The 13098-nt window shown below is 76.1% G+C and carries 14 protein-coding genes; 7 read left to right on the top strand and 7 right to left on the bottom strand.

Features of this window, described 5'->3' with window-relative positions; genetic code table 11:
* Positions 1 to 38: 38 nt before the first annotated feature.
* From ACFV1W_RS34985 to ACFV1W_RS34975, 3 genes are all read right to left on the bottom strand, one after another.
* Positions 39 to 119: a hypothetical protein gene (locus ACFV1W_RS34985; protein WP_380421316.1), complete on the bottom strand. Its 81-nt coding sequence runs from the start codon at positions 117 to 119 to the stop codon at positions 39 to 41.
* A gap of 88 nt (positions 120 to 207) precedes the next feature.
* Positions 208 to 582 carry a type II toxin-antitoxin system death-on-curing family toxin gene (locus tag ACFV1W_RS34980; protein ID WP_380421302.1) on the bottom strand — a complete coding sequence of 125 codons (375 nt, stop codon included), beginning with the start codon at positions 580 to 582 and terminating at the stop codon, positions 208 to 210.
* On the bottom strand, positions 579 to 914 hold the full coding sequence (locus ACFV1W_RS34975) for a hypothetical protein (RefSeq protein WP_380421301.1): 336 nt from the start codon (positions 912 to 914) through the stop codon (positions 579 to 581). The genes ACFV1W_RS34980 and ACFV1W_RS34975 overlap by 4 nt, the downstream gene beginning before the upstream one ends.
* 167 nt (positions 915 to 1081) lie before the next feature.
* Between ACFV1W_RS34975 and yaaA the strand changes: the two genes are divergently transcribed.
* The gene (yaaA, locus tag ACFV1W_RS34970) at positions 1082 to 1867 is read left to right on the top strand and encodes a peroxide stress protein YaaA (RefSeq protein ID WP_380421300.1); all 786 of its coding nucleotides are present in this window, start codon (positions 1082 to 1084) and stop codon (positions 1865 to 1867) included.
* 31 nt (positions 1868 to 1898) lie between these two features.
* Here the strand turns inward: yaaA and ACFV1W_RS34965 are convergent, their stop codons facing one another.
* The 3 genes from ACFV1W_RS34965 to ACFV1W_RS34955 are packed head-to-tail and all read right to left on the bottom strand — an operon-like array spanning position 1899 to position 4661.
* Positions 1899 to 3053, bottom strand: coding sequence for a bifunctional RNase H/acid phosphatase (locus ACFV1W_RS34965; protein WP_380421299.1), 1155 nt, complete (start codon positions 3051 to 3053; stop codon positions 1899 to 1901).
* 4 nt (positions 3054 to 3057) lie between these two features.
* Positions 3058 to 3801, bottom strand: a complete 744-nt coding sequence (locus ACFV1W_RS34960) for a zinc ribbon domain-containing protein (protein WP_380421298.1) — start codon at positions 3799 to 3801, stop codon at positions 3058 to 3060.
* Positions 3802 to 3824: 23 nt separating this feature from the next.
* Positions 3825 to 4661, bottom strand: coding sequence for a Nif3-like dinuclear metal center hexameric protein (locus ACFV1W_RS34955; protein ID WP_380421297.1), 837 nt, complete (start codon positions 4659 to 4661; stop codon positions 3825 to 3827).
* A gap of 411 nt (positions 4662 to 5072) precedes the next feature.
* Here ACFV1W_RS34955 and ACFV1W_RS34950 point away from each other — a divergent pair, with 411 nt between their 5' ends.
* Both ACFV1W_RS34950 and ACFV1W_RS34945 read left to right on the top strand, forming a co-directional pair.
* A complete protein-coding gene (locus tag ACFV1W_RS34950; RefSeq protein ID WP_380421296.1) occupies positions 5073 to 7064 on the top strand; it encodes an alpha/beta hydrolase family protein in 1992 nt (663 codons plus the stop codon).
* Positions 7065 to 7267: 203 nt separating this feature from the next.
* Positions 7268 to 7441, top strand: coding sequence for a hypothetical protein (locus tag ACFV1W_RS34945; RefSeq protein ID WP_380421295.1), 174 nt, complete (start codon positions 7268 to 7270; stop codon positions 7439 to 7441).
* Between the two features lie 70 nt (positions 7442 to 7511).
* On the opposite strand, the gene ACFV1W_RS34940 is transcribed toward ACFV1W_RS34945, so the two are convergent.
* Entirely contained in the window at positions 7512 to 8594 is a 1083-nt protein-coding gene (locus tag ACFV1W_RS34940) for a Zn-dependent alcohol dehydrogenase (RefSeq protein WP_380421294.1), read from the bottom strand.
* A gap of 172 nt (positions 8595 to 8766) precedes the next feature.
* On the opposite strand from ACFV1W_RS34940, the gene ACFV1W_RS34935 reads away from it, so the two are divergent.
* The 4 genes from ACFV1W_RS34935 (at position 8767) to ACFV1W_RS34920 (ending at position 13005) form a co-directional block, all read left to right on the top strand.
* Positions 8767 to 9420, top strand: a complete 654-nt coding sequence (locus tag ACFV1W_RS34935) for a class I SAM-dependent methyltransferase (RefSeq protein ID WP_380421293.1) — start codon at positions 8767 to 8769, stop codon at positions 9418 to 9420.
* A 207-nt stretch (positions 9421 to 9627) separates the two neighbouring features.
* A complete protein-coding gene (locus tag ACFV1W_RS34930; RefSeq protein ID WP_380421292.1) occupies positions 9628 to 10893 on the top strand; it encodes a hypothetical protein in 1266 nt (421 codons plus the stop codon).
* Between the two features lie 7 nt (positions 10894 to 10900).
* Complete coding sequence (locus tag ACFV1W_RS34925) at positions 10901 to 11884, top strand: N-acetylmuramoyl-L-alanine amidase (RefSeq protein WP_380421291.1); 984 nt, start codon at positions 10901 to 10903, stop codon at positions 11882 to 11884.
* 209 nt (positions 11885 to 12093) lie between these two features.
* Complete coding sequence (locus tag ACFV1W_RS34920; protein ID WP_380421290.1) at positions 12094 to 13005, top strand: hypothetical protein; 912 nt, start codon at positions 12094 to 12096, stop codon at positions 13003 to 13005.
* Positions 13006 to 13098: the final 93 nt, after the last annotated feature.

Below are 13098 nucleotides of genomic sequence, written 5' to 3'. Positions count from 1 at the left end.
GGTCGGGCACCCGGGCCCGGGACCGCCCCCCGACCGCGTCAGACGGCGGCGAAGCGGACCGTCCGGGTGGCCGGGTCGGCCCTGGTCAGCCGGACGTCGATCACCCGGCCGAGTGGCAACCGGGCGAGGGCCGCCCCGGGCGAGCCGTCCGGCTCCGCGGCGGCGGGCGCGGCGGGCAGGGTGCGCAGCAGGCCGACGCCCGCGTCCTCAGCGCCCCAGGAGGGACCTGAGGTCCTCGGCGGCGAGGGCGACCGCGTCGTCGTAGCCGCCGGTGGCCAGCCGCAGCACGTAGGCCACGGCGTCGTCCGGGTGCGGGTCGGTGTAGGGCTCGGCGCTGTAGTCCAGGAACAGCAGCATCGCCTCGAAGGCGGTGCGCTTGTTCCGGTCGACGAGCGGGTGGTTGCGGGACAGGCTCTGGCCGAGTGCGGCCGCCTTGGTCCACAGGTCGGGGTAGGCGTCCGAGCCGAACAGGCTCGCCTGCGGACGGGCGATCGCCGAGAGCAGGCCGCCGAGGTCTCGGACGTTCTGCGCGCCCCCGGCGAGGTAGGTGACGTCGTCGAGGTCCAGGTACACGGTGGTCACAGGTCCTTCAGCCGCTCCAGCGTCTCCGCGTTGGCGGCGCGGATCCGGGCCACCATGGCGGCGCGGCGCTCGGCCTTGCCCTGCGCGGCCCCGGTGAGCGCCTGCGGGACCTCGGACTGGCGGACCTCGAAGGCCAGTTCGGCGGTGTCCGCCGCGGCGTCCGCCTCCGTCACCCGCACCCGCCCGGCCAGCACGGCCTCGGCCGCGGCCCGCACGGCGAACTCCAGGGCCTGCCGTGTGCCGGCCGGCAGGCCGGCGGGCAGGCGCACGGGCAGGGACTCCTCCACGGCGTCGCCGTCGCCGGGCACCAGGTCCAGGGGTCGCATGGTCATCTCGGTCACTCTCCTTCGCGGCTCACCGTAGTGATGAACGCCGGACGATCCCACCGAATTGCCGCCCGGGCCGTCGGCCGCCGTCCTCCGGAGGGTGACGCCGGCGGCCGGGACGGCCGCAGTAGGGTTGCGGGGTCCGTCCGCCACGAAGTGTTGAGGAGTCCGCTGTGCTGGTGCTGTTGCCGCCCTCGGAGGGCAAGGCCGCGTCCGGCGACGGCGAGCCGGTCGCGCTGGACCGGCTGTCGCTGCCGGGCCTGACGGCGGCGCGCGGCACGGTGCTGGACGCGCTGGTCGGGCTGTGCCGGGGCGACGAGGACACCGCCGCCGAGGTGCTCGGACTCACCCCCGGCCTGCGCGGCGAGATCGCCAAGAACGCGGGTCTGCCCACCGCCGGGACCCGCCCGGCCGCCGAGGTGTACACCGGGGTGCTGTTCGACAACCTGGGCCTGGCCACCCTGGACGCCGCCGCGTACGACCGGGCCGAGCGCTCGCTGCTGGTGTTCTCCGGCCTGTGGGGCGCGGTGCGGATCTCCGACCGGATCCCGTCCTACCGCTGCTCGATGGGCGTGAAGCTCCCCGCGCTGGGGGCGCTCGGCGCGTACTGGCGGAGCGCGACGGCCGCCGTGCTCCCCGAGGTGGCGGACGGGCTGGTGCTGGACCTGCGCAGCTCCGCGTACGCGGCGGCCTGGAGGCCGGCCGGCCAGGTGGCCTCCCGTACCGCGACCGTCCGGGTGCTGCAGGAACGGCACGGCAAGCGGACGGTGGTCAGCCACTTCAACAAGGCGACCAAGGGGCGGATCGTCCGGGACCTGCTGGTCGCCGGGGCCGAGCCGAAGACGCCCGCCGAGTTGATGGACGCGCTGCTGGCGCTGGGCCACCACGTCGAGCTCGCCGCGGAGGGCACGGCGCGCAAGCCGTGGCAGCTGGACGTGGTGGTCACCGAGGTGCACTGAGCGCCGTGCACCGCCCCCCGCCGGAGCGGGTTCAGCGCAGGTGCGAGCCGTCGTTGAGCAGCCGCAGCGAGGCGTTGCCGTCCGCGTAGTACTGGACGGCGCAGATCGAGGCGGCGGACAGCTCCATCCGGTACATCGAGTCCGGCGGGGCGCCGAGGGCGAGCCGGACCAGCGTCTTGATCGGGCTGACGTGCGAGACCACCAGCACCGTCTGCCCCGGGTAGCGGGCGAGGATCCTGTCCCGCGCGACGCCGGCCCGGTGGGTGAGGGTGGTGAAGCTCTCGCTGCTGCCGGTCGGCCGGGCCTTGGCGGAGCCGAGCCAGGCCGACAGGTCGTCCGGGTAGCGCTCCTGCACCTCGGCGAAGGTCAGGCCCTCCCAGGCGCCGAAGTCGACCTCCCGCAGCCCCTCCTCGTACCGGACGTCCAGACCGAGCCGGGCGGCGACGATCTCGGCGGTCTGCCGGGTGCGGCGCATCGGGGAGGCGACGATCGCCTGGACGCTGCCGCGCGCGGCCAGCGCCTCGGCGGCCCGCTCGGCCTGCCAGCGGCCCTTGTCGGACAGCTCCGGGTCGGTGCCGCCGCTTCCGGAGAAGCGCTTCTGCGGGGTGAGCGGGGTCTCGCCGTGGCGCAGCAGGACGAAGGTGGTCGGGGTGCCGAGGTCGGCGGGGGCGGCCCAGCCGACCTTGGGGGCGCTCTTCTCCAGCGGCGGCTCGGCCGCGAGGGCCGCACCGGCGTCGACGGCCCCGGCGGGCTTGCGGGGCTCCCACTGGCGGCCGTCGCGGCCGGCGTCCATCGCCTCGTTGGCCAGCCGGTCGGCGTCCTTGTTCCGCTCGCGCGGGATCCAGGTGTACGTGACCCGGCCGCGCGGGAAGACCGTGCGCGCCTCGGCGGCGAGCGGCTGCATGTCGGGGTGCTTGATCTTCCAGCGCCCGGACATCTGCTCGACGACCAGCTTGGAGTCCATCCGGACGTCCACCGAGGCGTCCGGGTCGAGCTCGCGAGCCGCCCTGAGCCCGGCGATCAGGCCCCGGTACTCGGCCACGTTGTTGGTGGCGTGGCCGATGAACTCGGCGGCCTCCGCGACGAGCTGCCCGGTGTCGCCGTCCCGGACCACCGCGCCGTAGCCGGCCGGCCCCGGGTTGCCCCGGGACCCGCCGTCCGCCTCGACGATGAAGCGCGCCGCCACCGGGTCAGACGCCCGAGTCGGCCGTGCGGACCAGGATCCGCGAGCAGTTCTCGCAGCGGACGACCTTGTCGGCCGGCTCGGCCTTGATGGCGTTCAGCTCGGTGATCGAGAACTCGGTGCGGCAGCCCTCGCAGCGGCGCTGGTAGAGGCGGGCCGCGCCGACGCCGCCCTGGGTCTCGCGCAGCTTGGCGTACAGCTTCAGCAGGTCGGCCGGGATGACGGCGGCGACGGTCTCGCGGTCGCGCTTGACCTTGTCGGCCTCGCCGTCGATCTCGGCGAAGGCGGCGTCGCGGCGGGCCTCGGCCTCCTTGAGGACCACGGTGGAGTGCTCCAGGCGGGCGCTCAGCTCCTCGACGCGGGTCCTGGCGCTCTCCTGGCGCTCCATGATCTCCAGCACGACGTCCTCCAGGTCGCCCTGGCGCTTGGCGAGCGAGCCGATCTCGTGCTGGAGGTTCTCCAGGTCCTTCGGCGAGGTGATCGCGCCGGAGTCCAGGCGCTGCTGGTTGCGGGCGGCGCGGGCGCGGACCTGCTCCACGTCCTGCTCGGCCTTGGTCAGCTCGCGGGCGGTGTCGCCCTTCTGGGCCTCGGCGGCGACGACGAGGTCCTTGAGCGCGGTGTGGTCGGCGGTGGCCTTCTCGATCTCGGCGTGCTCGGGCAGGCCCCGGCGCCGGTGGGCCAGCTGGTCGAGCTTCGAGTCGATGGCCTGGAGGTCGAGCAGGCGGATCTGGTCGGCGGGCGCGGCGTTCAAGGGGAAAGCTCCTGTGAATCGGGTCAGGCGGTGAAGGACATGGGGGCGTGCGCGGTCCACGGGTCGGTGACCCGGTGGGAGACCTTGGTCTCCACGGCCCAGCCCCGCGGGCCGGCGGCGGCCAGCAGGGCGCGCTCGGCCAGGCCGAGCCAGGGCCACTCGGTGGCCCAGTGGGCGGCGTCGACCAGCGCGACCGGCGCGGCCTCGGTGGCCTCGGAGGCCGGGTGGTGGCGCAGGTCGGAGGTCACGTAGGCGTCCACGCCGGCCGCCCGTACGTCGGCGAAGAAGCTGTCGCCCGAGCCGCCGCACACCGCCACCCGGCTGATCAGCCGGGCGGGGTCGCCGGAGACGCGCACGCCCGCGGCGGTGGCGGGCAGGCCCTCGGCGACCCGGGCGGCGAAGGCGGACAGCGCCAGCGGGGGCTCCAGCACGCCGATCCGGCCGGTGCCGCGACGGCCCAGCGGGTCCGTCGGGTCCGGCACCAGCGGGCCGGTGACCCGCAGGCCGACCGCCTCGGCCAGGGCGTCCGAGACGCCGGGGTCGGCGTGGTCGGCGTTGGTGTGGGCGACGTGCAGCGCGATGCCGTTGGTGATCAGCGTGTGCACCACCCGGCCCTTGAAGGTGGTGGCGGCGACGCTGGTGGTGCCGCGCAGGTAGAGGGGGTGGTGGGTGACCACGAGGTCGGCGCCCCACTCCACGGCCTCGTCGACGACGGCCTGGACGGGGTCGACGGCGAACAGCACGCGGCCGACCTCGGCCTGAGGGTCCCCGCAGACCAGGCCGACGGCGTCCCAGGACTCCGCCCACTGCGGGGGGTAGACCTCTTCGAGGGCGGTGATGACGTCGGACAGTTTCGGCACCTGTCGAGACTACCGTGCGCGCGGGGGCGGTCGGGCCTCGGCCGATCGGGGGACGGGCGCGGTGCACGTCCGGACCTCGCGCGGTCGCCTTCCGGGCCCGGCGCGGTGACCGTTCGGACGCCGGTACCGCGGGCGCACGGATGCTCGTCAACCCGCTGCGGACCGGCGTCAACCCGAGCGGAGCGTCCGCACGGGCTCGCGCCGACCGGGTGCGCCCGCACGCCCGGCGCCCGTGGCGCACAGTGGGCCCCTCGCACGAATTCGAAACCGCCCCATGCTCACCCTTACGGGTGAAGCGACCGGCTGGGCGTTGAGCCTCCGGTTTTGTCGAAACTAACTTCAGTCCTGCGAAGGGGAGTTGTCCCGGCAACGGACGAAAGGGATGTGGTGGCACATGAGGGTGAGCGGGGCGTGAACGTGGCCACCCGCACCACCACCCGGGCACTGCGCCGGCTGGGCTTCGCCTTCGCCGCCGACGGCAGCCACGCAGCCTGCCTGGCCGCGGCCGCCGACAGCGGCTGGTACGTGGAGCGTTGGCGGCTCCCGCCGGACGGTTCACCGGCCGCACCGGCCGCGCTGCCGCTGTCCGGCAACCGGTCGGAGGACCTGCGCTCGCAGCTGGTGGCGCTGTCCGACGGCTCGGTGCTGGTCTGCCGGCACGACGGCGAGCGGCACGACGTGGTCCGGCTCTCCCACGAGGAGGACGGCACCGTGGAGCAACAGGTGGCCTCGCTGCGGATGGCCGGGCTGCGGCTGCTGCCGCTCCCCGTGCCGCCCGGCGCCGGCCCGCGCACTCCGGTGGCGGTCGCCCTCGGCACCGACACCCGCCCGGCGACCACGGCCTGGCTGGTCCGGGCGGACGGCAGCGAGCCCGCGCGGGTCGCCGAGATCCCCGGCCTGCACGGCGGCGGCACCTGGCTGGACCGCGCGGGCGCACTGCTCGCGCTGGACCGGGTGGCCGGCGGGCTGGTCCGCAGCGTGGCGCTGGACCTGCGCAGCGGCACCGCCACCCCCCTGCTGGAGATCGGCGAGCACAGCAACGACCGGCTGGTGCTGTTCGACCCGGACAGCGGCTTCGCGATCGTGCGCAGCGACGCGCCCGGCACCGACCGGCTCGGCTGGGGCGTGCTGGGCGGCGGGGAGCCGCTGCGGTTCCCGGAGTGCCTGCACGTCACGGGCACGACCCTGCGGCCGGTCGCACTGCGGCAGGGGCCGGACGGCCCCCGGGTGGCGGTGCAGATCGACCACGGCGCCGGGTCGGCGCTCGCCCTGTGGCGGCCCGCCGTCGGGCGGCTGGACCGGCTGCCGGTGCCGCCCGGCCGGCTCGGCGCGGTGGGGCACTGGAGCGAAGCGGGCCTGCGGATCCCCTATTCCTCGCCCGACCACCCGGCGGCGCTGGCAACCCTGGACGTGGACGCCCTGCTGGCGCACGGACCGGCTCCGGCCGGAACCGCCCCGATGCCGCTGCCGCTCCAACTCGCGCCGTTGGGCTCGGGGTTGCCGGGCCCGTGGCGGGAGACCGTGCCGCCCTGGCAGCCCGGCGGGCCGCGCGGCGCCCGTACCCCTCCGGCCGGCTGGCGGCTCGACGGCAGCACCCCACCCGGCGACGGCGGCCGCTGGCACTCCGCGCAGAGCCTGGAACTCGCGGGCCCGGCCGGCCCGTTGGAGGCGGTGGTGTACGGCGGTGACGCCTGGCTGAGCAGCCCGCACCTGGTACTCGCCCTGCACGGCGGGCCGGCGGACGCCTGGCGGCTGGAGTTCGACCCGGCGCTGCAGCGGATGGCCGCCGAGGGCCTGGCGGTGGTCGCGCCCAACCAGCGCGGCTCCACCGGCTACGGGGTGCCGCACGCGCTGGCCGTCCGGGGTGCCTGGGGCGGCCCCGACCTGGACGACGTGCTGCACCTGCTGGAGGGCATCGCCGGCCAACGCGCGGCGCTCGGGCTGGAGCCCCCCGCCCTGTTCGGCGTCAGCTACGGCGCTTTCCTGGCGCTGCTGGCCGCCGCGCACGCCCCGGCCGAACAGGTCGCCCGCTGCGCGGTGGTCGCGCCGTTCCTGTCCGGCGCCCGGCTGCTCGCCGAAGCCGCGCCGCCCGTACGGGCGTTGACCGCCCGGCTCGGCGGCGGCGAGCCGATCCTGGACGCCCGCGGCCCGCGCGACGTGCTCCAGCTGGCGCACCGGCTGAGCGCGCCGCTGCTGGTGGTGCACGGCAACCGGGACGAGGTGGTGCCGGTGAGCCAATCCCGTTCGCTGCGGCACGAGTTGCTGCGGATCGGACGGGTCGAGGGCGCGGACTTCCGGTACGTCGAGGCGGCCTGTTCCGGGCACGAGGTGCTCGCCGAGGAGGGCGCCGCGGTGCTCCACGAGCTGCTGGCCGCGTTCCTGCGGACCGGCCGCCCCGGCTGATCCCACCGGCCCGCGGGCGGGGCGGGACCCGCCCCACGAGGTCGATAGGATCTCGTCGGCCCCGGCCGTTATGGTGGCCGGGGCACGGGCCGCGATCACCGGCTGTGGGCGCGTACCGAGCGCCCGATCGGGGACCCGACCGTGTGCCGCAGGCGCCGGACGGGCGCCGACGACCCGCACCCTCCGCACGGAAGACGATTCTCATGTCCGACACCCTCACCGACACCACCGGACCCGCGATGACCGGGACCGACGCCGACGAGAAGACGGCCGAGGACACCGCGTCGCACGGTCGCCACCGCGGTGGCTCCGCGTCCGACGACACCCCCGGAACGGACCCGCACGGCCGCCACCGCGCGGCCCACGCCCGGGGCTGAGCCGGGTACGAACCGCAAGACCCCGCGAGGGCCCGCCGGAGGACGTCCCGGCGGGCCCTCGCGCATGCGGCTAGCCGAGCGAGACCACCGTCCGCAGCGCCTCGCCGCTGCGCATCTGCTCGATCGCCCGGTTCACGTCCGCCAGCCCGACCCGGTGGGTGATCATCCCGTCCAGGTCGATCCGCCCGGCCCGCCACAGGTCCACCACCAGGGCGACGGTGCGGGCCACCGGCGCCCCGCCGTACAGCGAGGGCAGCAGCCGCTTCTCGTTGAAGAACAGCTCCCCCATGGTGAACTGCGCGAGGTCGTCCTGTGCGCCCGCGCCGATCACCACCACCGCGCCGCCGCGCCGCGCGGCGTCGTAGCCGGCCCGGACGGTGGCCGCGCGGCCGACCGCCTCGAAGACGTGGTCGAAGCCGCCACCCGGCAGGGCCTTGGCCGCCGCCTTCAGCTCCTCGGGGGCGATCGCCTCGGTGGCGCCGAAGGCCAGCGCCCGTTCGCGGCGCGAGGCCACCGGGTCGACGACGGTGATCCGGGCGGCGCCGCAGACCCGGGCGCCCTGGACGGTGGCCACGCCGACACCGCCCGCGCCGATCACCGCGACCGTGGAACCGGGCTCGACACGGGCGGTGTTGACGGCGGCGCCGATGCCGGTGGTCACCCCGCAGCCGATGAGGGCTGCGGCCTCGTACGGGAGGTCGTCGGGCACCTTGATGACGGCGTCGGCGGCGACCACCACCTCCTCGGCGAAGGCGCCGGTGCCGTAGAAGCCGGAAGCCTCGGTGCCGCTCCCGGCCAGCCGGAAGCCGGGGGCACCGAGCCGCCGCAGGCTGGCGACGCACAGGTGGCCGCGGCCCCGTTCGCAGTGGGCGCAGCGGCCGCACGGGGCCATCCAGCAGAGCACCACCCGGTCCCCGGGGGCGACGCCGGTGACCCCCTCGCCGACCTCGACGACGTCCCCGGCGCCCTCGTGGCCGGGGACGAACGGCGCGGGCTGCGGCAGGACGCCGCTCATCGCCGAGAGATCGGAGTGGCAGAGGCTGGCGGCGCGCATCCGGACCCGTACGGTGCCCGGTCCGAAGCCGACCGCCGTGACGTCCTCGCGGACGTCGAGGGTGTCCTGGCCGGTCTTGTGCAGGACGGCTGCGCGCATGGGGCTGCTCCCGGGGTGCCTCGGGTCAAGGGTCGGGGCGATTCTGGCACGGCCGCCGGAACCCGACGAGAACGCGTTCCAGAACCGGCCCGGGGGCCGCCACCGCCGCCCCGGCTGCCCTCGAGTAGGGTCCGAGCACGTCCGTCCGCCGCCCGAACCCGAGGAGCACCGAATGTCCGACCTGCTGGAGGGCGTCCGCCCGGCGCCGGAGGTGCTGGCGGCGTTCGAGGCGGCCACCGGGTTCATGCCGGTGGACGAGGGCCTCGCGCTGTACGCGGCGGCGGTGGCGGCGGCCCGGCGCACCGGGCTGCCGGTGCTGGAGATCGGCACCTACTGCGGCCGCTCGGCGGTCCTGCTGGCCGCCGCGGCGCGGGAGACCGGGACGGTCGCGCTGACCGTGGACCACCACCGCGGCTCGGAGGAGCAGCAGCCCGGCTGGGAGTACCACGACCCGACGCTGGTGGACCCGGAGGTCGGGCGGATGGACACCCTTCCCCGGTTCCGCCGCACCCTGCACGCCGCCGGGCTGGAGGAGCACGTGGTCGCGCTGGTCGGCCGCTCGCCGCAGATCGCCGCACTGTGGGGACGGCCGCTGGCCCTGGTCTTCATCGACGGCGGGCACACCGACGAGCACGCCACCGGCGACTACGAGGGCTGGGCGCCGCACCTGGCGCCGGACGGCCTGCTGGTGGTGCACGACGTGTTCCCGGACCCGGCGGACGGCGGCCAGGCCCCGTACCGGGTGTACCTGCGGGCGCTGGCCGAGGGCTTCGAGGAGGTCTCGGTGACCGGCTCGCTGCGCGTCCTGCGCCGGACCGCCGGCTAGCGGACCGCTACCGCTCCTCCACCCCCTACTCCCCCGACCGCCAGGACCGCCCAGATCGCCCCCACAGCCCCGCCCCGATGCTCTAACGTCGTGCCTGGGCTGTCCGACGGGTGCTCGAACGGTACGGTGTCCGCGCAGCACCAGGCGGCTGCGGCACGGGCGGCAGCACCAGGCAGAGCATCGGCGGACGGTGGGGGCTAGCGGCACATGACGGACCAGCACAACACCGCTCCGGCGGTCTGGGACCCGACCGCGCGCGGCGGCGCGGGCGGCTGGGTCCGCAATCCGCAGCGCCCGGACGCCGGGTCCGCCCCCGCCGCGGCGCCGGAGCCCCCCACCGCGGGCGCGGTAGGCGACCAGGGCCCGCCGCTGGGCGCCCGCCCGTACCTGTCCACCGCCCCGGGTTTCGGCCCGGCGCCGGACATGTCGGCGCCGGCAACGGCCCCCGCCCCGGCGGCCGCACCGGAGCCGGGCTCCGGAGACCCCACCACCGCACTCCCCCGGATCACCCCGCCGCCCCCCGGCGCCCCGCCCCCGGCCCCGCCGTTCCCCTTCCACGCGGCCCCGCAGGACCGCGGCCCCCAGGCCGGGCAGCCCGGCCCCGGCTACGTCTACCCGCCGCCGCCCACGGTCGGCCCGAACCAGCAGGGCCCGTACGGGCAGGCCCCGCAGCAGCAGCCCGGTCACGGCGCCCGGCCCTACCCCGCCCAGCCGGACTACCCGAGCGCCCAGGCGCTCGACGACGAGGACGACCGGGACCGCCCGGCCAACCGCAGGGCCCCGCTGCTGATCGGCTTCGCGCTGCTGCTGGTGGTGGCGGTCGGCGGCGGCCTGCTGTACGCGACCAAGAGCGGCGGCGGCAACGACCGGGCCGCGCCCGCCCCGTCGGCCGTCGGCGCGACCGGCTCCGGCAACCCGCAGCCCGCTCCGGCGCCCACCGGTACGGACGCCGCGCCCGGCACCACGGCCGCACCCTCCGACACGCCGTCCCCGACGGCGTCCGGCGCCGGCCCCAAGGCCCAGTCCCAGGCCCAGGCGCTGGACGCCCTGCTCGCCGAGGGCGGCAACGCCCGGACCCAGATCGGCAACGCGGTGGCCAAGGTGACCAGTTGTCCCTCGAAGACCGACATCGACAGCGCGGCGCAGGTCTTCGACAGCGGCGCCAAGCAGCGCGACGGCCTGCTGGTCAAGCTGTCCAAGCTGAGCGTCACGGACCTGCCGGGCGGCGCGGACGCGGTGAACTCGCTCAAGTCCGCCTGGCAGTTGTCCTCCGACATCGACAAGGCGTACGCGAGCTGGGCCCGCGCGGTGGCCGCCCAGGGCTGCTCCGGCAGCGCACCGAGCACGGCCGACAAGAAGAAGGCCGACGAACTCAATCCGCAGGCCACCCAGGCGAAGAACGACTTCCTGACCAAGTGGAAGCCGATCGCGAACGCCTACGGCCTGACCGCGCCCACCTCGGACAGGATCTGAACCACCCGTGACCGGCCCGACCTCCCGACCGCCCCGCCGCTCCGCCCTGCTGCGCGCCACCACGGTGGTGGCCGCGGTCGTCCCGCTCTGCACGGCGGGCTGGTTCGGCTGGCGGGCCCTGGACCACTCCGACCCGGCGGCCGCCACGGCCGCGCCGCCCGGCACCGTGCAGTCCGGCGGTCCCGCCTCGGCCTCCCCGGAGGCGCCGCCGGCCGGCAGCACCCCGACCGGCAGCCCGTCGACCGCCGGCACGCCGTCGGGGACGCCCACCGAGCCGGCCGTGGCCCCCGGCGACACGCCGGCCCCCACCGCGGCCGCCGACCTCACCGGCCGCACCATCGTGCTCGACCCCGGCCACAACCCCGGCAACTTCTCCCACCCCACCGAGATCAACCGTCAGGTGGACGTCGGCAACGGCCACAAGGAGTGCGACACCACCGGCACCGAGACCGACGCCGGCTACACCGAGGCCGACTACACCCTGGACGTCACCCGCCGGGCCCGCGCCCTGCTGACCGCCCGGGGGGCCAAGGTGGTGTTCACCCAGGACGGCGACCGCCCGTGGGGCCCGTGCGTGGACGAGCGCGCCCGGGCGGGCGCCGAGGCCCGCGCCGACGTCGCGCTCTCGGTGCACGCCGACGGCGCCCCGGCGAGCGGCAGCGGCTTCCACGTGATCATGCCCGCCAAGGTGGTCGCCGGTAAGGCGGACAACTCCGCCATCGTCGAACCCTCGCACCGCCTCGGCCTGGTGCTGCGCGACAGCTTCCACGCCGCGACCGGCGAGCCGTACGCCGACTACATCGCGAAGGAGGGCCTCGACACCCGCTCCGACCTGGGCGGCCTCAACCTCTCCGCTGTACCCAAGGTGTTCATCGAGTGCGGTAACATGCGCAACTCCGCGGACGCCCGACGGATGACGGACCCTCAGTGGCGGCAGCACGCCGCCCAGGGGATCGCCGACGCGCTGACCGCTTTCCTGACCGCGCACTGAGCGGGCCCGGCACGGGAGTTGGGACGAGTGGCCCCGGTGGACGACGCACCACCGCGTCCGCACGGTTTGCAACGACTTCGACCCGTTCCAGGTCCCGCCGTGCACTGGCAGGACGGTTGGGCCTAGGCTTCTGGTCCGTTCGGGAGTTTCGGCCGGTCAGCCCGACCGCGCGAAGCACCGTCCACGACACGTCAACGAGGGGAACGTAAGTGAATCTGCGCGCTCTCACCAGGGGAGACGCCGCCGTCGCAGGCGCGGCCGTCCTGCTGTTCATCGCCTCCTTCCTGCCTTACTGGACCGTGGACTGCAGCAGCCGGTACTGCGGGGACACCTCGCAGAACGCGTGGAGCACCGAGCTGTTCCCCATCCTGCCCTCGGTCTTCCTGCTGGGCATCGCCGCCGCCGTCCTGATCCTGGTGCAGCGCTTCCAGGGCCCCGCCGCCGCCAACCGCCAGGTGCTCGGCCTGCGGCTCGACCAGTGGGGTATCGCGTTCGCCGTCGCGGCGCTGTGGACCTCCGTCTGGGCGCTCGGCGGCGGCCCGTCGTCCCCGAGCTTCGGCCACGGCTTCGGCGCCTGGCTGGGCCTCATCTCGCTGATCGTGCTGGCCGGTGCGGCCGCGGCCGCTCCGCTGGTGCCCGCGCTGAAGGCCCCGCTGGTCTCCGACCGCCCGGCCGCCGTCCCGTACCAGGGCGGCTACCCGGCGCCGGGCCAGCCCGGCCACCCGGGCGCCCCCGGCCAGTACGGCTACCCGGCCCAGGGCCACGACCCGGCCTTCGGCGCCCAGCCGGTCCCCGGCGGCTACGGCTACCCGGCCGCCGGCCAGCCGCAGCCCGGCCAGCCGGCGCAGCCGCAGGACGCGGGCGCCCCGGCCCCGCAGCCGACCCCGGCCGCCGCGCAGCAGCCGGCCGCCCCGGCGGCGGACTTCCAACCGTTCTGGTTCGCCGTCCCGGCCCCGCGCCAGCTGGCCCCGAAGGACAACCCGGCCGGCGCCCCGGTCGGCGAGGTCGTGCCGGGCACCTGGTACCTGGCCGTCGAGCAGCGCGGCGCGGCCCTGGTGGCCCAGCTGCCGGACGGCACCCAGGGCGTGCTGGCCGACGCCACGGGCATCCAGCGCGGCTGACGCCACCACGGCCTGCCGCACGGCACGCGAAGGGGGCGGGACCGGATCACCGGTCCCGCCCCCTTCGCCGTTCACGGACCAGGGCGCGTGCGA

Origin of the sequence: Kitasatospora sp. NPDC059648 (assembly GCF_042734825.1) — a bacterium.
Taxonomy (GTDB): domain Bacteria; phylum Actinomycetota; class Actinomycetes; order Streptomycetales; family Streptomycetaceae; genus Kitasatospora.
Note: the sequence above shows the minus strand (reverse complement) of the source record. Positions and strands in the feature narration are given on the sequence as shown.